This is a genomic window from Streptomyces spinosisporus (genome assembly GCF_022698145.1).
Lineage (GTDB): Bacteria > Actinomycetota > Actinomycetes > Streptomycetales > Streptomycetaceae > Streptomyces > Streptomyces spinosisporus.
Genome location: NZ_JALDAX010000003.1, coordinates 225972 through 244028, shown reverse-complemented (window position 1 = coordinate 244028; position 18057 = coordinate 225972). Strand labels below are relative to the sequence as shown.

Sequence of the window (18057 nt, the reverse complement as noted above, 5' to 3'; positions counted from 1 at the left end):
GAGGTCGTTCCCGGTTCAAGCGGCGGCGTCGGATCACCTGACGTGAACCGGACCGGCCGCGTAGTCTCGGACCGCTCGGTGTGCGGCGAGCGGCGTCGGAAGGGGGAACGATGGGCATCGCGGGCGCGCGGCGCAGAGGGGCCCGGATCGCTGCCGGGCTGCGGCGCCCGCGGAGGACCTCCGGGATGCGGGAGCTGGTCGAACGCCTCGGTGACGCCGTCCGGTCCAGGCCCGTTCCGCCCGCCGACGCGCACGAGATGTGCCGGGCGCTGTGCGAGGAGATGAGCGTGCTGCGCGGCGGACGCCCCGTCGATCTGCGCTTCGAACGCTTCCCCGACGAGATCGAGGTCACCGGTCTGTGGGTGGAGTTCCAGGACTTCGACCTGGTCATCGTCGAGGAACGGGCCGAGGCGGTGCAGCAACTGGTCATCCTGGGCCATGAGTTGTGGCATCTGCACATGGGCCACGCCCATCGCCATCCGGCAGGGGCGAACGCTCTCGTCGGGCGGACGGGGTGGGGCTCGTCCGGCGGAGAGCCGAGGTGGGGCTCTTCTGCCGGACTGGCGGGGTCGGAATCCTCCGCCCGCCACCCGGGCTGGGACTCCTCCGCCGCTCTGGCCGTCGCCGCCCGTGATGGCTCGCGGGAGGCCGACGAGGCCGAGGCCGACGACTTCGGGCACCGGCTCGCGGCCGCGCTCAGGTCCGCTCTGCCCGGGCGGGGCGACGAGGTACCGCCCGACCCGGTTCAGAGATCCCTCGGCTATCGCGGGCGTGAGGGACGCGGAGGACCTGAGGGACAGGCGCGGTGACCGCACTGCGACTGGCCGAAGGCCCGGCACGGTTCCTCACCGATCTGTACGTCACCTTCTGGCTGCCGGGCCTGGTCCTGACCGCGGCCCTGGTGGTCAAGCTGCCCAGCATCCTCAAGCTGTGGCGGGACCCGCTGCTGCGCGCCGTCGGCGGTCTGCTGCTGTTCGCCTGCGCGGTGTTCGCCTTCGCGGCCCCGGGCACCATCGCCTGGACGAACCGGGTCACCGGCGTACCGAACATCGCCGCGCCCTGGGTGTACACCCTGATCACCGCGCTGTCCGCGTGCTGGCTGCTGCTGGTGGTGCACTGGCGCAACGGCCCCACCGGCCACCGCGAGAAGACGCGCCGCGCGACCCGCTGGGTGGTCCGTCTCTACGCCGCCGTGGTCGTCGCCCTGTGGGTGCTGTTCGCGCTCGCCGACGTACCGGTGGAACGCGTCCGGGACCTCGACACCTACTACGCCGGTACGCCGTTCATGCGCGAGGAGATCGTACTCTACCTCCTGGCCCAGGCGGTGTCCTGCTCCATCACGACCTGGCTCGTCTGGAACTGGATCCGCACGGACGGGCTGGACGCCTGGCTGCGCTGGGGACTGCGCTTCCTCGGCGTCGGCTTCGCCACGAACCTGCTGTTCAGCGCCGCCAAGTTCACCGCCGTGGTGGCCCGGTGGACCGGTCACGACCTGGACTGGCTGAACACCAACATCGCTCCCTCGGCCGCCTGTATCGCCGCGACGCTGGTCGCGATCGGCTTCATCGTGCCGCACGTGGGCCAGTACCTCCGGGAGCGCTGGCTGGTGCGCCGCCGCCACCGTGACCTCGGGCCGCTCGCCCGGCTGATGCGGACCGTCGCGGGCCGCCGCGAACCGCTCGCCCTGCGCGCCACCGCGGAGATGCGTCTGATCCGCCGCGAGACCTACATCCGTGACGCGCTCCTGCAGCTGTCGCGGTTCCTCGACGAGGACCTGCGCGCCCGCGCCCACGACGCCGCGCTCGCCCTCGGCCACGACCCCGGACAGGCGCAGGCGCTCGCCGCCGCGGTGACGATCATGGACGCCGTGGAGGTCCTGGCTGCCGAGGGCCCGGACGCCGAGGTGCTGGGCGCCCAGGTCCGGAACGCCGGCGGGAACGAGCGGCATTCCGTGGACGGCGACGGCGGCACGGGCGAGGCCGACACCTCGTATCTGCTGACGGAGATCCGGGCCGTGTCCGCGGCCCTGCGCCACACCGAAGAGATCACGGCAGTGCGCACCCACGCGGCCGCCCCGGCAGAGAGCATGTCCGCGCATGAGTGAACGTCCCTCCCCCGCCAGAACCGCCGTCGTCCTGGGGGGATCCCACACCGGCATGCTCGCGGCCCGCGCCCTGGCCGGGCCGGCCGACCGGGTCGTCGTCGTGGAGCGCGACGCCCTGCCGAGCACGCCCGGGCCACGCAGGGGACTGCCGCAGGCCCGGCACGCCCATATGCTCTGGTCGGGCGGGGTACGGGCGATGGAGGAGCTGCTGCCAGGCATCACCGCGGCGCTCCTGGACGCCGGGGCCCGCCGCGCGCCGGTCACCACGGACATGGTCGTGCTGTCGCCGCACGGCTGGTTCAGGCGCTGGCCCGAGTCCCACCATGTCGTCCTGGCCGGACGGGACCTGCTGGACGCGACGGTCCGCAAAGCCGTACTCGCCGACGAGCGCGTCGAGTTGCTGCAGAACACGGAGGCGCTGCGGCTCACGGGCGACGCGAAAGCGGTCACCGGGGTACGGGTGCGTGAGCGCGGGGGCCGCGAGCGGGACCTCGCGGCAGACCTGGTCGTCGACGCCACCGGCCGCGGCTCCGGAGCACCCCGCTGGCTCACGGACCTCGGGCTGCCCGCGCCCGAGCAGCGCCGGGTCGACACCGGTCTCGCCTACGCCAGCCGGCTCCACCTGGCGCCCGAGCACGCCCGCGGCGGCTTCCCCGTGATCAACATCCAGCCGGACCCGCGCGACGGCGGTCCCGGCCGGGCGGGGTTCCTGCTGCCCATCGAGGACGGCCGCTGGATCGTCACCCTCAGCGGCACCCGCGGGGGTGAGCCCGGGCCCGCCAACGCCTCGGGCGACGACTTCGTCCGCTTCGCCCGCGAACAGCTGCGGCACCCGCTCCTCGGTCAACTCCTCGCCCAGGCCCAGCCGTTGTCCGACGTCGCCTTCACCCGTGCCACCGTCAACCGCCGCTACTTCTACGAACGCATGCCGACCTGGCCCGACCGCTTCACCGTCCTCGGCGACGCCCTGGCCGCCTTCAACCCCGCCTACGGCCACGGCCTGGCCGTGGGCGCCCAAAGTGCCCTCCTCCTACGGCAACTGACGCAACGTCACGGCCTCGCCGCCCGCGGCCTGTCCCGCCGTGTCCAGAAGGCGGTCGCCCGACCGGTCGCGGCGGCCTGGGACCTCGCCACCAGCCAGGACGTCTTCTACCCCGGGGCAACGGAGAACGGCCCCTCCGTACGAGACCGGCTCGCCGCCGCATACGTCTCCCGCCTCATGCACACGGCCACGGGCAACGGCCGCATCGCCCGACGCGTGACCGACGTGACCTCCCTGGAACGCCGAGCGGAGGTACTGCTGACGCCGTCCGTGCTGCTGGGGGCGGTCCTGGGGCCGCTGCGACCTTCGCTCTCCGGGCCGCCGTTGACGGGGGAGGAGTTGAAGAGGGCGGGGTTGGAGTAGGGAGGGGTTGGAGCAGGGCGGGGTCGGAGCAGGGCGGGGCGGCCCCCGCCCACCTGCGTGCCGGATGCTCAGCCCGCGAACGCCGGCTGCAGTACTCCCTTTCCGGCTCCCGGCACGACCAGCAGCGAGCCCGCTGTCGGGTGGGGTGCCGAGAGGCCCACGCGGGCTGTCGTGATGTACAGGTCGGTGAGGTCCGGGCCGCCGAAGGCGCAGGCGGTCACGCGTGGGGTCGGGAGGTCGATGGCGCGGTCGAGTTCGCCGTCGGGGGTGTAGCGGCGTACCGCACCGCCGTCCCACAGGGCCACCCACACACAGCCGTCGGCGTCCACGGTCAGGCCGTCGGGGAAGCCCGCGCCCTCCTCGATCTCGGCGAAGCGGCGGCGGCCCGTGATGCGGCCGTCCTCGTAGTGGAAGACGTCGACCTGCCGGGTGGGCGAGTCGACGTAGTACATGAGGCGGCCGTCGGGGCTCCAGCCGGTGCCGTTGCTCACCGCCACGTCGTCGAGGACGACCTCGGGCAGGCCGTCCCCGGTGATCCGGGACAGGGTGCCGCCGCCCGGTGCCTCGTCGTAGCGCATGGTCCCGGCCCACAGGGAGCCGTCGGGTGCGACGGCGGCGTCGTTGCCGCGGCGGCCGGGGACCGCTTCGCGGTGCAGCCAGCGGAAGGTGTCGTCGGGGTCGACGAGCCCGACGCCGTCGCGCAGGTTCAGGACGAGCCCGCCGCCGGCGCGCGGCTTGGCGGCGCCGACGTGCTGCTCGGTGGTGCGCACGGAGCGGCGCCCGGAGCCGGGCTCGTAGGTGTGCACGCGTGAGCCGAGGATGTCCACCCAGATCAGCCGGCCGCGACCGGCGTCCCAGGTGGGCCCCTCGCCGAGGCTCGCCCCCGCCTGTACCACCACCTCGTACCGAAACGTCATGCCACGCTCCTGTGCCCCAGCCGCTCCGACAGCTCGACGGCGCCCTTCGCGGCGAGCTGCTCCAGCTCGGCCCGGCGCTCGTCGCTCCAGCGGATCATGGGGACGGAGATGGAGAGAGCCGCCACGACCTGTCCGGTCCGGTCCCGCACGGGCGCGGCCACGCAGCTCACGTCCGGGTTGGACTCACGGCTCTCCACCGCGATGCCGTTCTGCCGGATCTCGGCGAGCACCTCCCGCAGGGCCGCCGGGTCGGTGATGCTGTTGGGAGTCATCGCGACGAGCTCGGCGTCGTCGGGGATGCGCGAGGTGAGCTCCGGCTCCGGAAGGGAGGCCAGCAGCATCTTGCCGACCGAGGTGCAGTGCGCCGGGAGCCGCCGCCCGGCGGCCGACACCATGCGCACCGCGTGCGTGGAGTCCACCTTGGCGATGTAGATGACGTCGGTGCCCTCGAGGATGGCCACGTGCACGGTCTCGTCGCAGGTCTCGGCGACGGACCGGGCCACCTGCTGTCCCTCGGCCGCGAGGTCCAGCTGCTCGGCGTACCGGCTGCCGAGCTGGTACGGCCGCACCCCCAGCCGGTAGCGTCCCGGCTGCCCGGGCACCTGCACGATGTACGACCGGGCGGCGAGCGTGGTCACCAGCTCGTGCACGGTGGTGCGCGGCAGCTGCAGCTTGCGCACTATGTCGGGGGCGGAGAGCGTCCCGTCCCCGTCGAGGAAGAGCTCGAGAATGTCGAGAGCCCGGGTCACGGCAGGTACGAGGCGTCCCACGACCGGCCCCCTCCCTTGGTATCTGAGGCGTCTTGTTCGAAATTTCAACAGACGATCGGCATGACGAACACAGGCTAGTCATAGAGCGTTTGCCCCGGCAATGGTTCTGCGAGTTCCAACCGTTCCGGTTACGGCGCTCGTCCCCTCAGAATGCCTCACAGCACCTTGCCTTTGGCCGGCGGACATGATCGGAGCGCAGGTGGGCGAGATCAGCGGAACCCCGAGCGACGCACCCGTCCTGGTGACGGGAGGCAGTGGGTTTGTCGGCAGTCATCTTGTGCTGCGACTGCTGGAGCGCGGGTACCACGTGCGTACCACTGTCCGGAGCATCGGCAACGGGGTGAAGGTGGCGCCTCTGCGGGATCTGCAGGCCCGTTTCCCCGGTCGTCTGGAGCTCTTCGAGGGCGATCTTCTTGTCGAGGGGGACTTCGATGAGGCGGTGGTGGGGTGTGCGGTCGTGTTTCATGTGGCCTCGCCGTTTCTGGTGCCGGAGAGGATCAAGGACGGGTGGCGGGATGTGGTGGAGTCCGCGCTCGTGGGGACGCGGAATGTGCTCGGGAGTGTCGAGCGGACGCCGACCGTCGCGAGGGTGGTGCTGACCTCCACCTTCGGGGCCGTCTTCGGTGACTACGCCGATGTGCTGGAGATGGAGGGGCAGGTGCTGAGGGAGGCGTACGTCAACACCAGCAGTACCGTGGAGAACAACCCGTACCACTACGCCAAGACCGTCGCGGAGCAGGCCGCCTGGGCTGCGGCCGAGGCGCAGGAGCGGTGGCGGATGGTCGTCGTCAATCCCGGTCTGGTGCTCGGGCCCTCCCTCACCCCCGCCTCCGAGTCCGGCAGCCTCTTCCTCCTGGAGGAGCTCTTCAAGGGCTACTTCTTCTACGGCGCGCCCGACTTCAGCTTCACCACGGTCGACGTCAGGGACCTGGCCGACGCGCACATCGCCGCGGCGGAGACGGCGGACGCCAAGGGGCGGTACATCGTCGCGGCCGAACGGATGACGTCCTTCTACGAGATGGCCCGCATCCTGAGGAGAACGTACCCCCGAGATCTGCGACTGCCGCGAACTCGGCTGCCGCACTGGCCCGTTCGCATCCTCGGCCCCGCCTTCGGGCTCTCCCAGGACTACATCCGCAAGCACCTCGGCATCCGCTTCGAGGTCGACAACAGCCGTGGCAGGAAGGAACTCGGCATCACGTACCGGCCGATCGAGGAAACCCTCCTGGACCATTACGAGGCCTGGCGCGCCCAGCGCGGGAAGTGACACCAGCGGAACACGCCACGGGCCGCGTCACCTCCGCCCCGCCTCCCCCAGCGCCCCCCTCAACCTCTGTGCCCTCAGCACCAGTTCGAGTTCGAAGCGACGGTCGGGGTCGTCGATCTCGTCGCCCCACAGTTCGCGGATCTGGCGCAGGCGGTAGCGGACCGTCTGGGGGTGGACGCCCAGCCGCGCGGCCACCTCCGGCGCCCCGCCGCGTGTCTCCAGCCACGCCAGCAGCGTCTCCGCGAGCCGGCGTCCGTGCGTCGGCCCGCAGTGGGCCAGGGGTGCCAGGCACCGCAGGGCCAGGTCGTCGATCAGTTCCTCGGGCTGCAGGAGCACCAGTGCCTCCGTGTGCTCCGTGCAGTACAGGACGTCCCCGGCGGGCAGCAGCCCCCGTTCCATCAGGTGGACGGCCGCCTCCGCCCAGCGCAGCGACTTCGCCGCGTCGGCGAGCGGTACGGGCGGTCCGATCGCCCCGGACCAGCCGGTCAGCGCCCGGTGCAGTAATTCGGGCCGGCCCGCGGCGGCCGGTTCGGGCACGACCATGCGGGGCTGCTCGTACTCCATGTCGAGCAGCACCCCCTGTCCGACGGCGGGCGCGACCGCCTCCCGCGCCGGGCGGAGCAGGACGCCGACCGCGACCTTGCGCGGCAGCGACCAGCCGACCCGCGCGGCGCGCTCGGTCAGCGCGTCGGCGGGATCGCCCCGGTGGTGCTCGGCCAGCAGCAGTTCCATCAGCCGGCGCTGCAGCCGCAGCCGTTCCCCGGCCTGCCGGGCGGCGGCCTCCGCATAGCCGCGTACGGACTGGTCGACGAGGCCGTCGAGGTATTCGTAGCCCGCGTCGACGAGTTCGTACATCGCGGGCGGCGGGATCTCGACGCGCTGGCCGATCTCGGCGAACCGGCGCCAGGCCAGGCGTACGCCCATGCGGTAGATCGCCTGCAGCGAGTCCAGCGAGCGGCCGTGCAGGCCCTCACCGCGGCCGAACTCCTGGAAGACGCCCGGCGGGACCGAGGGGCGGCCCTCCGAGGTCTCCAGGTGCTGGACGAAGACCTCGATGGCGCGGCGGATGCCGACCAGGGCCATCGGCTCGCCCGACTCGTCGAGGACGACGGGCAGATGGGGGTACTCGCGGCGGATCTCGCGCAGGATCTCCTCGGCGAGCGCGGGCGCCTCCGCCATGGCGAGGGCGGCGAAGCGGCGGACCTGGAGACGGGGGACGTCGTGCCAGGCCGAGCGGATGGCGGTGGCGGGTGAGCGGGCCGGCGCCACGGGTCAACTCCCCTGCCCGGCTTGCTCGTACGTGATCAAGGGGGTGTTGGGTTGCTGGGGTGTCGCTTCGAGCAGCGCGACGATGCCGAGGGCGGCGCCCACGGCGAGGGCCGCGGCGGCCACGACGGTGAGCGCGACGGCGAGCAGTCTGGACATCGCAGGGTCAGCCTCTCTGTCCGGAGGTCGTCCCCACCCCGGCGGTCCCACCCCTGCCTGTCGGGCCAGTCTCGACAAGCATTGACACCTCGTCAAGAGGCGCCTACGGTCTCCGGCCACATGGAGCGGCCCGAACTGGAGTCATCCACCCCCCTGGAGTCCGGATGCGCCGTACAGCCTCCCCCCTTTCGCTGATTCTCCTGGGACTCGGCACGTTCTTGCTGGTCCTGGCGCCGATGCTGGCCTGGTACGTCGAACCGCGGGCCGCCGTGAACCCGATCGACATCGACACCACAGCCGTCTACAACGGCACCGGCAGCTACTTCGACACCGACGAGATCGAGACAGTGCACGACAAGCGCATCACGGTCACCCAGAAGGTGCGCGGCAATGTCGCGGACAGCGAGAAGAGCGGCCGGGCGGTGTGGGACGTGACGACGACGGTCGACACCGACAAGTCGCTGCCGGCCGCCGATCCGCACGACGCGCTGGAGTTCTTCCTGAACCGCTGGGTGACGAACCGGCACACCAACCAGCCGGTGCACTGCTGCAGGGAGAACCCGTACTTCGAGGGCGAGGCCTATCTGAAGTTCCCCTTCGACGTGCACAAACGCTCCTACTCGTGGTGGGACAACTCGCTCGGCGACACGGTCGTACTGCGGTACGCGGGAAAGCAGAGGATCCAGGGGTACGAGGGCTACGAGTTCACCGGGACCGTGGCGCCTGTGAAGATCGGGACGCGGCTGGTGCCGGGCACGATCGTCGGCCAGAGGAGCAAGCCGCAGGTGCTGGCCGAGGAGTGGTACTCCAACCACGGCATCCGGCTGGTGGTCGACCAGCGCACCGGGCGGGTGCTGTATGCCCAGGTCGGACCGCGTCGCACGCTGCGCGCGCCGGGGGCCGAGAAGGACGCGGTGGTGCTGTTGGACAGCGAGAAGCTGGCCTTCACCACGGCTACACAGAAGGACCAGGTCAAGCAGGCGAAGACCGAGAGCGGTCAACTGCAGCTGGTGGGACGGACGTTGCCGATCGGCTCCGCTGTGGCCGGATTCATACTGGCGGTGATTGGGGGGGTTTTGGTGGTACGTGGGCGTAGGCGTCCCGATCCGGCTGGAATGTCATAGATGCAACTCATGAAGTGACACGACGTCAGTTCTAATAAAGCCGGAACTTGTCATCCCGGTGAGTAGCCGTGACGAACGGGTGGGCGAAAACTGTCCCATCCCACCCCAACACAACGTGTCCACACCCCCCGCCCATGAAGAGCTCAGTCCCCCCACAGCAAGGCCAGAAAGTCACTGCTGAGTTCCGCACCCTGAGACGAGTTGGAGCACCCATGCCCCAGCACGTGCCTTCCCCGCTGCGCACCGGTCACCCCTGGGTGCCGCAGTCCCTCCCGGCGCTCCCCCCACAACCGCGCCGAATCGTTTTCCTTGCCCACCGAGATCTGGACAATCCGGCCGCGGGCGGCTCCGAGCTGCTGGTCGACCGGCTGGCCGAGGGGCTCACCGCCCTCGGCCACCAGGTGACCCTGATCTGCGGCGGTCCCGCGGCGTTCAGGGACTACCGGGTCGTGTCGGCGGGCGGCGAGTTCGGCCACTATCTGCGCGCACGCTCCGCCTTCGCCCGGCAGGTCGGCGAGACCGATCTGCTCGTCGAGGTCTGCAACGGAATGCCGTACCTCGCACCGCTCTGGCACCGCGGCCCCACCCTGTGCCTCGTCAACCACGTCCACTCCGACCTGTGGAAGATGCGCTTCGGCGGCCCCCTGCTGCCCGCCGCACGGATCGGCCGAAGACTCGAGCAGTGGGCGCTGACCGGTGCCCAGCACCGGAGCCTGCTGGTCGCCGTCTCCCCCTCGACGGCGCATGCCCTGCGGGCGATCGGCGTCTCGCGGGACCGGATCCGTGTCGTGCACAACGGCGTGGAGGAACCGGGGCCGCGCGCCGAGCGCTCGCCCGAGCCGCTGTTCGTGGCGGTCGGCAGACTCGTCGAGTACAAGCGGATCGATCTGCTGCTCAGACTCTGGGAGCGGGTCCGGCCGGTCACCGGTGGGCGGTTGGTGATCGTGGGGGACGGTCCCGAACGGGACAGACTCACCCAACTCGCCGGTCCCGGTGTCGAGTTCACGGGGCATGTGTCCGAGGCGGAGAAGCATCGGCTGCTGTGCGCGGCATGGCTGCTGCTGCATCCGTCGGCGGTGGAGGGGTGGGGGTTGGTCGTGACCGAGGCGGCCACTCGGGAGACCCCGACTGTTGCCTTCGACGTGCCCGGGCTGCGGGATTCCGTGGTCGACGGGGAGACCGGTGTGCTGGCGCACGGGGAGTCTTCTTTTGCCGCCGCCTGGTGCACGTTGGCCCTGTCCGGGCGGCGGCGGGAGGTCATGGGGAAGGCTGCTCGGGATCGGGCTGCTCGGTATCGGTGGCACCGTACTGTTCGACAGTTTCGGGCTGTTGCCGCCGAGGCGGTGAGGGGTTTTGCGCCGTGACGCGGGTGCGGGTTCGTCGTGGCTGGGCGCGCAGTTCCCCGCGCCCCTTTGGGTCTGCTGCAGAGCACCGGCCCTACAAGGACCCCTCGATCAGGCGGTCCCTTGCCCTCTTTCGGGCCTTTCTGCGTGAGCAGGATGGTCCGGAAGCGTGCTACGAGTTGCTGGCCCGGGATGCCGTTGATCAAGTGGAGGCCTACGACGGGCCCGTCGGCGGGCGGACCGTTGTTGATGTCGGTGGAGGGGGTGGGTACTTCACCGAGGAGTTTCGGCGGCGGGGTGCGCTCGCCTGGCTTTTTGAGCCCGACGTACGGGAGTTGGGGGAGAAGCCGCCGGAGGCGGCCGTGATCGCGGACGGTTATCTGCTGCCGTTGTACGACGGGGTCGCGGATGTCACCTTCTCGTCGAACGTGCTGGAGCATGTGGCCGATCCGCAGACGTTCCTGAGCGAGCTGGTGCGGGTGACCCGGCCCGGTGGGCTGATCTATGTGTCGTTCACCAACTGGCTGTCCCCGTGGGGCGGTCACGAGTGGGCGCCCTGGCACTACTTCGGGGCCGAACGCGCCCGCGCCCGCTATCAGCGCCGTACCGGAAGAGCCGCCAAGCACACCCTCGGCGAGAACCTCTTCGCCGTGCACATCGGCGCCACCCTGCGGCAGGTCCGCGCCCGCGACGACGTGGCGATCGTCTCGGCGCGCTCCCGCTACTGGCCCTTCCTCGCCAAGACGGTCGTCAAGGCGCCCGGGATCCGCGAGGTGGCCACCTGGAACCTTCTCCTCATCCTCCGGCGGTGTCCCCCATGACGAGCACGGTCCAGGCTCCTCCCCCGGCAGCCGTCCCCACCACCGTGGCCGCCGCGGGCCCGCCGGAGGGTCCGCGGTCCAGGCGCTGGCTGCTGGGGTTCTGGGCCGTGGCGTTCGTGCTGTTCCTGGCGGTGCACCCGGGCCGGCAGACCTTCGACACCAAGCTGGGTGTCACGGTCGACCCGGGCGCGTTCTTCTCCGATCTCGGGCAGCTCTGGCACGACCAGGGCAGCTTCGGCGGGATCCAGGACCAGTACGCCGGTTATCTCTGGCCGATGCTGCCGTACTACTGGCTGGCGCACGCCGTGCAGCTGCCGGTGTGGCTCGCGGAGCGGTTGTGGATGTCGCTGATCGTCTCCGTCGCCTTCTGGGGCGCGCTGCGGCTGGCCGAGCGGCTCGGCGTGGGCAGCCGCGGCTCCCGGCTGCTCGCCGGGGTGGCGTACGCGCTGTGGCCGGTGTTCACCATCGTCATCGGGTCCACGTCGGCCGCTGCGCTGCCCGGTGCCTTTCTGCCCTGGGTGCTGCTGCCGCTGACGAACGAGCGCTACGGCGCCCGGGTGGCGGCCCTGCGCTCGGCCCTGATCGTGCCGTTCATGGGCGGGGTCAACGGCGCCTCCACGCTGGCCTCGCTGCTGCCGGTCGGCCTGTATCTGCTGTCCCGGCCGCCCGGGCCCCGGCAGCGCAAGCTGATCGGCTGGTGGGTGCCGGGCGTGATCGTGGCGACGGCCTGGTGGTGGATACCGCTGCTGATGCTCGGTGTCTACGGCGAGAACTTCCTTCCTTACGTGGAGAGTTCGCAGACCACGACGGCCACGATGTCGGCGACGGAGGCACTGCGCGGGGCCGGCAACTGGGTGGCGTATCTGCACTTCGGTGAGGCCTGGCTGCCCGCGGGCTGGACGGTGGCCTCCTCGGTGGTGGTGATCGTCTGCTCGGCGCTCGCGGTCGGACTGGGGCTCGCCGGACTCGCCAGACGGGACATGCCGGAGCGGCGCTGGCTGGTGCTGACGGTGATCTCGGTCGTGCTGCTGCTGCTCGCCGGGTACGGCGGCGCGTTCGGCGCGCCCTTCCACGGGGTGGTGCAGGACTGGCTGAACGGCTGGCTGGTCCCCTTCCGCAACATCTACAAGTTCCAGACGGGGCTCGCGCTGGCGCTGGTCCTGGGCATCGCGCATCTGGTGGGCGTGGCCGCCGAGCCGCGCGGTGCCCGCCGGGTGCGCGGGCGCCGTCTCGCCCCGCTGATCGCGGCGGTGCTGATCCTGCCGGGTCTGCTGTGGCCGTACCTCAACGGTTCGATCCTCGGCTCCGGCTCCTTCCAGGAGCTGCCCAAGTACTGGAAGAGCACGGCGAGTTGGCTGCAGAAGTACTCCCCCGACTCCCGGGCGCTGGTGGTCCCGGCCGCCGCGCACGGCATCTACAGCTGGGGTTCCCCCATCGACCAGCCCCTCGACGTCCTCGCCAAGTCCCGCTGGGCGCAACGGGACTTCGTCCCCTTCGGCACTCCGGGCAACCGGCGCGCGACCGACGCCGTCGAGCAGGCCCTGGCCACCGGCAGCGAAGTGCCGGGACTGGCCGACTACTTGAGCCGGGCGGGCATCTACTACGTCGTCGTACGCAACGACCTCGACCCCGAGCAGGCCGACACGGTGCCGACCACGACCGTGAAGCGGACCCTTGAGCAGTCCGGCTACCGGCGGGTGACGGGCATCGGTCCGGTCATGACCGGCGGCGAGATCGCCCAGGACGCGCCGCTGCAGGTGGAGGGGTTGTATCCGCGGCAGCGGGCGGTCGAGATCTACGCGCCGTCCGACCGGGCCGTCCCGCGGCCCGGCCAGGCGCATCTGCTGCCCGTCTCCGACACGGCCGTCGTCTCCGGCGGCCCCGAGGCGCTGCTGCCGCTCGCCGCCGAGCTGCGCGGCCGGCCGACCGTACTGACCGGCGACAACCACCCCGGTCTCGGCTCCCCGCCGCTGCAGATCACCGGTGACGGACTGCGGCGGGCGGACACCCGGTTCGGGCTGGTCACCGCCAACACCTCGTACACGTACACGAGTTCCGAGCGCAACGCGCCGGACGCCGTGCAGGACGCGGGCAGGAAGCCGCACCAGATCCTGCCCGTCACGGGGCTCGACCACCAGACCGTGGCCCAACTGCGCGGCGCGCGCTCGGTGACGGCGTCCTCCAGCGGCAACTGGCTCTTCCATCTGCCGCAGTACGACCCCGTGAACGCCTTCGACGGCAATCCGCAGACCGCCTGGACCGAGGGGGCGCCCGGGTCGCCGGACGGGCAGTGGCTGCGGATCGCGTTCACCGGGCGGTACGACATGCCGTCGTCGTTCAAGGTCACCCCGCTGCCGCAGCAGAGCGTGCGCTCGGCGGCCACGAAGGTGCGGGTGGAGACCGAGAACGGCTCGCGGACCAGCTTCCTCAGGCCCAACGGCAGCACGCAGAGCATCAAGGCCCCGGTGGGTACGACGCGTTGGATGAAGCTGACGATCACCGACTCGGTGGCGCGCCGCTCGGGCCTGACCGGTGCGGGCTTCTCCGAGATCGACCTGCCGCGCGTCCAGGTGACCCGTCTGCTCCGGCTGCCGACGGACGCGGACGGTGCGTCCGACGCCGCGGCCACCCTGATCTCCCTGCACCGCGCCGCCGACCCCACCGGGCTCTCCGCGACCGGCACCGAGGCGGGCCTGCACCGGCGCTTCTCCACGGCGACGGCGGGGACGTACGAGATGAGGGCGAGCGCGGTGCCGGTGCCCGGCGAGGACCTCGACAAGCTGCTCTACGAGGTCGCGCCCGACCAGCAGAACCGGATCGTGGCGACCGCCGACTCGACGGCGCCGCTCGGCGCGGGCGTCTCGGCGCGCAATCTCACCGACGGCGATCTGACGACGGCGTGGATCGCGGGCGACCGGCCCACGATCCATCTGAGCTGGAGCGGCAAACAGCCCATCGGTGAAGTGGTGCTGGCCCCCGCGGGCGGCCTCTCCACCCGGGCGACCGAGGTGCACATCAGCTCGCCGGACGGCTCGACCATCGCCGGCGTCGACGAGAACGGCGTGGTCCGCTTCGACCCGATCACCACCGACCGGCTGGACATCACCGTCACGCGGACCGCGCCGCTGACCCTGCACAACCCGGTCGCCGACGAGGACCTGCAACTGCCCGTGGGCCTGACCGAGGCCTACGTCCCGGCGCTCGACCGGTACCGCACCCCGCAGCCGAGGAGCTCCCGGACGTTCTCGCTGCCGTGCGGGCGGGGGCCGGAGGTGGCGGTGGACGGCGAGTTGTACGCCACGAGCGTGAAGGGGACGGTACGGGATCTGCGGGAGCGCCGACAGGTTGTTGTGACGCTCTGTCAACAGGGCCGTGCCGACACGGGACTTGAGCTGTCGTCGGGCACGCACCGGGTCGAGGCCGGGGACGCGGGGCCGCTGGTCCTCACCGATGTGACGCTGACCCGCGGCACGGTCGCCGAACCCACGTCTGTGGCACGGCAGTTGACGGTGCGGGACTGGCTGGGCGACCGCCGCGAGGTGACCGTCGGCTCCGGTGCCGCCATGTATCTGACGACGTACGAGAACTACAACGACGGCTGGAACGCCACCCTGAACGGCAAGGAGCTGACCCCGGTCCGCCTCGACGGCTGGCAGCAGGGCTGGCGGATCCCGTCCGGAGCGGGCGGCACCGTCAAGCTGTCGTACGAGCCCGCGACGACCTACGAGGGCGGGCTGATCGGCGGGGCGGCGGGTCTTGCGGTCCTGATCGGTCTGGTCGTGTGGCGCCGTCGCGCGCCGAACCCCGACCCGGTGCAGCCGACCGCGCCGCTGCCGGGGCTGTGGCTCGGCACGGTGGTGCTGACGGCGGTGGGCATCGTGATCGCCGGGTGGTTCGCGCTACTGGTACCCGCACTGGCCCTGCTCGCCCTACGCCGACGCGCACTACTCGTACCGCTCGCGTTCACCGCCCTCGCGGCCGCGGGAATCGCGGCGGCCACAGGGGCCGGCGAGCCCGCAGGCGCGGGCCACGGCTCCTTCGGCCACACGGCCCAACTACTGTCGCTGCTCGGCCTGTTCGCGGGGATGGTGAGCGTGCAGGAGCCGCACGAAGAACCGGACTCCACGGCGGTACTACCTCCGACACCCGCGCCCGGACCGACACCAGGCGGACCGGCGCCCGGCGGGGGGATACCCGGCGGCCCGGCGCCCGGCGGGCGGACGCCCGTTGGCCCGGCGCCCACCCCACCCGCACCCACCGGACCGGCCCCCGGCTCCGAGGCGCCGACCCGTCCACTCCCCCCGCTGCCCCACCTCCCGCAGCGGCAGCGGGGGGAGAGCGGGCCGATCCCGGGCGGGCCCCGCGAGGGCGGACACGGGGACGGCGACGGGCCACGCTCGGGTAGCGCGGGCGCGGCGCCCGCGACCAGCCCCGACGGCGGGCCGCGCCCCGGTAGCGCGAGCGCGGCGCCCGGCCCCGACGCCGAGCACCCGATCCCGGCGCCCGGCCCCAACTCCGGGCACCCGATCTCGACGCCCGGCCCCGACGCCAAGCACACGATCCCGGCGTCCAGCCCCGACTCCGCCCACCCGATCTCGCCGCCCAGCCCCGACTCCGGCCACACGATCTCGGCGCGCGGGCCCGGCGGGTCCGATCCCGCGCCGCCCACTGCGCGGATCAGGCGCGGTAAACCGCTGTTCCGGGCGACCGCGCCCGGGGGCGAGGGGGAGAGGGGTGAGTCCAGGTGACTGCGCTCGACCGCCCCGCTCGCGCCGAAGGCCCGGCGCATCCGCCCGTACGGATCCCGTTTCCGGTCGTCGATGAGGTGGCCCGGCACTGTCTTCAGGAGGAGGAGCCGGAGACCGTGCACATCGAGGTGCATCTGCCGGGGTGCCTCGACCGCGACCGGCTGCGCGGCGCGTTCGGCGAGGCGCTGCGCAGGCACCCCCGCATCCTGATGCGTGAGGCACCCGGTGCCTGGTACCGGCGGCGCTACGAATGGGAGTTGACCGCCGAGCCGGACACCGAGGTGGTGACGTTCCCGCCGGCCGGCCGCTGCGCCCTGCGCGACGCCCGCACCCGGGCCCTGACCACGGCTCCGCCGCTGTCCCTGTCGCCGCCGATACGCCTTGAGGTGGTGGAGGGCGCGGGCCCGGCGGAAGGCAGCGAGGCGACGGACGCCGTCGGTGTGCCGCCCGGAAGGTCCGAAGGACCCAGGCCGCCGCGCCCCACGGGCACCGTTCTCTTCCTCACCATCAACCACACCGCCCTCGATGGCCCCGCCTGCCTGCGGGTGCTCGCCACCGCCGCCGAGATCTACGGCGGCCGCGACAACTCCCCCGCCGCACCGCCCGTACGCACACCGGACGCCCCCCAGGACCCCGGCGACACCCCCTCCAACTGGTCCCCGCCCGCCCGTGTCGCCCCCGGCACCCCCGAGCCCTCCCCCGGCAACGGCATGCTCGTCACCGAACTCCCCCTGCCACACCGGCCCAAGGGCTCGCCGTACACGGTGAACGACCAGCTCATGGTCACCACCGCGCTCACCATCGCCCACTGGAACCGCGAACACGGCGCCGCGCCGCGCCCCTTGCGCATCACCATGCCCGTGGACGACCGCCCCCGGGACGCCACCATGCCCATCGGCAACGGCACCCGGCTCGTCGAAGTACCGTTCGCCGTCGAAGAGTTGGCGGCACACGGCCCCGAGCAGATGCCCGCCCTGCTGCACCGCACGGCGACCCGTACCCGCGCCCTGAAGTCGCTGCCCCGCCCCCAGCTCGGGCACGGCGCCGCCCTGCTCACCGCCCCCGTCACCCCCGTGACCTGGCGCGCCGCCCTCACCCGCGGTCTGCGCAGGGCCGCCGCGCCGTGGACGTCGACGACCCTGCTCAGCAACATCGGCCGCGTCCCCTACCCGCTGGACTTCGGCGAGGAGGCGGGCCGCGCGTACGCGGTCTGGTTCTCGGCGCCCGCACGCATGCCGCGCGGCCTGACCGTCACCACCGCCTCCACCGCGGGCCGCCTCCACCTCGCCCTGCGCTGGTCGCGCGCGCTGCTCAGCCACGGCGACGGCGCGCATCTGCGGGACCTGTTCGAGCACTATCTGCACGCCACGGAGGTGACCCCGTGACCACCGCCCCGGTGCACCACCCCGACCTGCGCGACTTCTACGAGGACCCCGCCGTCCCCGTCGCCTCCGGCACCCCCCGCAGCCTCCGCCAGGCCCGGATGCTGGCCGCCGCCCTCGGCCCGGCAGGCGCCGTACCGCGCACCGTCCTCGACATCGGCTGCGGCGACGGCACCGCCGCAGCCACCGCGGCCCCCCTGCTGAGCGGCCACCGCATCGTCGGCGTCGACTGGTCCCAAGACGCCCTCACCCGCGCCCGTACGCGTCTGACGTACGCGATCCGGGGTGAACTCACCGGCGGGGGGCTGCCGTTGAAGGCCGGTTGCGCCGACGCCGTGCTGTTCAGCGAGGTCGTCGAGCATCTGGTCGACCCGGACTCGGCACTCGACGAGATCCGCCGGGTCCTGCGCCCGGGCGGCCATCTGATGCTCTCCACACCGAACCTGGCCGCCTGGTACAACCGCGCCCTGCTGCTAGCCGGGGTGCAGCCCGTGTTCTCCGAGGTCAGCCTGCGCGCGATCCACGGCCGCCCGGGAAAGGAGGTGGTCGGACATCTGCGGCTCTACACCGCCCGTGCGCTGCGGGAGTTCGTCACCGCCGCCGGATTCGAGGTGGTGGGGCTGAAGGGCGCGCCCTTCCACGGCGTGCCCCGCCCTCTGCGCGCCCTCGACCGGCTGGCCTGCTCCAGACCCTCCCTCGCCTCGATCCTGCTCCTGCACGCGAGGAAGACGTAGAGGGGGCCGCCATGTGG

Annotated in this window: 14 protein-coding genes; 10 read left to right on the top strand and 4 right to left on the bottom strand. The window is 72.1% G+C overall.

Features of this window, described 5'->3' with window-relative positions:
• Positions 1-110: 110 nt before the first annotated feature.
• Genes MQN93_RS09285 through MQN93_RS09275 form a run of 3 tightly spaced genes read left to right on the top strand, consistent with a single transcriptional unit; the run spans position 111 to position 3509 of the window.
• The gene (locus MQN93_RS09285) at positions 111-809 is read left to right on the top strand and encodes a toxin-antitoxin system, toxin component family protein (RefSeq protein WP_242709074.1); all 699 of its coding nucleotides are present in this window, start codon (positions 111-113) and stop codon (positions 807-809) included.
• Positions 806-2104: an MAB_1171c family putative transporter gene (locus MQN93_RS09280; protein WP_242709073.1), complete on the top strand. Its 1299-nt coding sequence runs from the start codon at positions 806-808 to the stop codon at positions 2102-2104. Before MQN93_RS09285 ends, MQN93_RS09280 begins: the two co-directional genes overlap by 4 nt.
• A complete protein-coding gene (locus MQN93_RS09275; RefSeq protein ID WP_242709072.1) occupies positions 2097-3509 on the top strand; it encodes an NAD(P)/FAD-dependent oxidoreductase in 1413 nt (470 codons plus the stop codon). Before MQN93_RS09280 ends, MQN93_RS09275 begins: the two co-directional genes overlap by 8 nt.
• 68 nt (positions 3510-3577) lie before the next feature.
• Here MQN93_RS09275 and MQN93_RS09270 read toward each other — a convergent pair whose 3' ends face one another.
• Entirely contained in the window at positions 3578-4426 is an 849-nt protein-coding gene (locus MQN93_RS09270) for an SMP-30/gluconolactonase/LRE family protein (protein ID WP_242709071.1), read from the bottom strand.
• Positions 4423-5196, bottom strand: coding sequence for an IclR family transcriptional regulator (locus MQN93_RS09265; RefSeq protein ID WP_016435447.1), 774 nt, complete (start codon positions 5194-5196; stop codon positions 4423-4425). Before MQN93_RS09265 ends, MQN93_RS09270 begins: the two co-directional genes overlap by 4 nt.
• A 184-nt stretch (positions 5197-5380) precedes the next feature.
• Between MQN93_RS09265 and MQN93_RS09260 the strand changes: the two genes are divergently transcribed.
• Complete coding sequence (locus MQN93_RS09260; RefSeq protein ID WP_242709070.1) at positions 5381-6463, top strand: NAD-dependent epimerase/dehydratase family protein; 1083 nt, start codon at positions 5381-5383, stop codon at positions 6461-6463.
• A 27-nt stretch (positions 6464-6490) separates the two neighbouring features.
• Here MQN93_RS09260 and MQN93_RS09255 read toward each other — a convergent pair whose 3' ends face one another.
• Together MQN93_RS09255 and MQN93_RS09250 are read right to left on the bottom strand one after the other, a co-directional pair.
• On the bottom strand, positions 6491-7732 hold the full coding sequence (locus MQN93_RS09255; RefSeq protein WP_242709069.1) for a PucR family transcriptional regulator: 1242 nt from the start codon (positions 7730-7732) through the stop codon (positions 6491-6493).
• Between the two features lie 3 nt (positions 7733-7735).
• On the bottom strand, positions 7736-7888 hold the full coding sequence (locus tag MQN93_RS09250; RefSeq protein ID WP_016435444.1) for a hypothetical protein: 153 nt from the start codon (positions 7886-7888) through the stop codon (positions 7736-7738).
• A gap of 164 nt (positions 7889-8052) precedes the next feature.
• Here MQN93_RS09250 and pgfA point away from each other — a divergent pair, with 164 nt between their 5' ends.
• The 6 genes from pgfA to MQN93_RS09220 all read left to right on the top strand — a co-directional run bounded on the left by pgfA (position 8053) and on the right by MQN93_RS09220 (position 18040).
• Positions 8053-9012 (top strand): cell envelope lipid trafficking protein PgfA, encoded by a 960-nt coding sequence (gene pgfA / locus MQN93_RS09245; protein ID WP_242709068.1) that lies wholly within the window; start codon positions 8053-8055, stop codon positions 9010-9012.
• A gap of 212 nt (positions 9013-9224) precedes the next feature.
• Positions 9225-10376: a glycosyltransferase family 4 protein gene (locus tag MQN93_RS09240; RefSeq protein WP_016435442.1), complete on the top strand. Its 1152-nt coding sequence runs from the start codon at positions 9225-9227 to the stop codon at positions 10374-10376.
• A gap of 89 nt (positions 10377-10465) precedes the next feature.
• On the top strand, positions 10466-11176 hold the full coding sequence (locus MQN93_RS09235) for a class I SAM-dependent methyltransferase (RefSeq protein WP_242709399.1): 711 nt from the start codon (positions 10466-10468) through the stop codon (positions 11174-11176).
• Positions 11173-15924: an alpha-(1->3)-arabinofuranosyltransferase gene (locus tag MQN93_RS09230; RefSeq protein ID WP_242709067.1), complete on the top strand. Its 4752-nt coding sequence runs from the start codon at positions 11173-11175 to the stop codon at positions 15922-15924. The genes MQN93_RS09235 and MQN93_RS09230 overlap by 4 nt, the downstream gene beginning before the upstream one ends.
• A complete protein-coding gene (locus MQN93_RS09225; RefSeq protein WP_242709066.1) occupies positions 15921-17309 on the top strand; it encodes a condensation protein in 1389 nt (462 codons plus the stop codon). Before MQN93_RS09230 ends, MQN93_RS09225 begins: the two co-directional genes overlap by 4 nt.
• A complete protein-coding gene (locus MQN93_RS09220) occupies positions 17306-18040 on the top strand; it encodes a class I SAM-dependent methyltransferase (RefSeq protein WP_242709065.1) in 735 nt (244 codons plus the stop codon). The genes MQN93_RS09225 and MQN93_RS09220 overlap by 4 nt, the downstream gene beginning before the upstream one ends.
• Positions 18041-18057 lie beyond the last annotated feature (17 nt).

Coding starts and splice junctions, on each gene's coding strand:
- MQN93_RS09285 (WP_242709074.1), top strand. CDS start 111: ATGGGCATCGCGGGCGCGCGGCGCAGAGGGGCCCGGATCGCTGCCGGG.
- MQN93_RS09275 (WP_242709072.1), top strand. CDS start 2,097: ATGAGTGAACGTCCCTCCCCCGCCAGAACCGCCGTCGTCCTGGGGGGA.
- MQN93_RS09270 (WP_242709071.1), bottom strand. CDS start 4,426: ATGACGTTTCGGTACGAGGTGGTGGTACAGGCGGGGGCGAGCCTCGGC.
- MQN93_RS09260 (WP_242709070.1), top strand. CDS start 5,381: ATGATCGGAGCGCAGGTGGGCGAGATCAGCGGAACCCCGAGCGACGCA.
- MQN93_RS09250 (WP_016435444.1), bottom strand. CDS start 7,888: ATGTCCAGACTGCTCGCCGTCGCGCTCACCGTCGTGGCCGCCGCGGCC.
- pgfA (WP_242709068.1), top strand. CDS start 8,053: ATGCGCCGTACAGCCTCCCCCCTTTCGCTGATTCTCCTGGGACTCGGC.
- MQN93_RS09240 (WP_016435442.1), top strand. CDS start 9,225: ATGCCCCAGCACGTGCCTTCCCCGCTGCGCACCGGTCACCCCTGGGTG.
- MQN93_RS09230 (WP_242709067.1), top strand. CDS start 11,173: ATGACGAGCACGGTCCAGGCTCCTCCCCCGGCAGCCGTCCCCACCACC.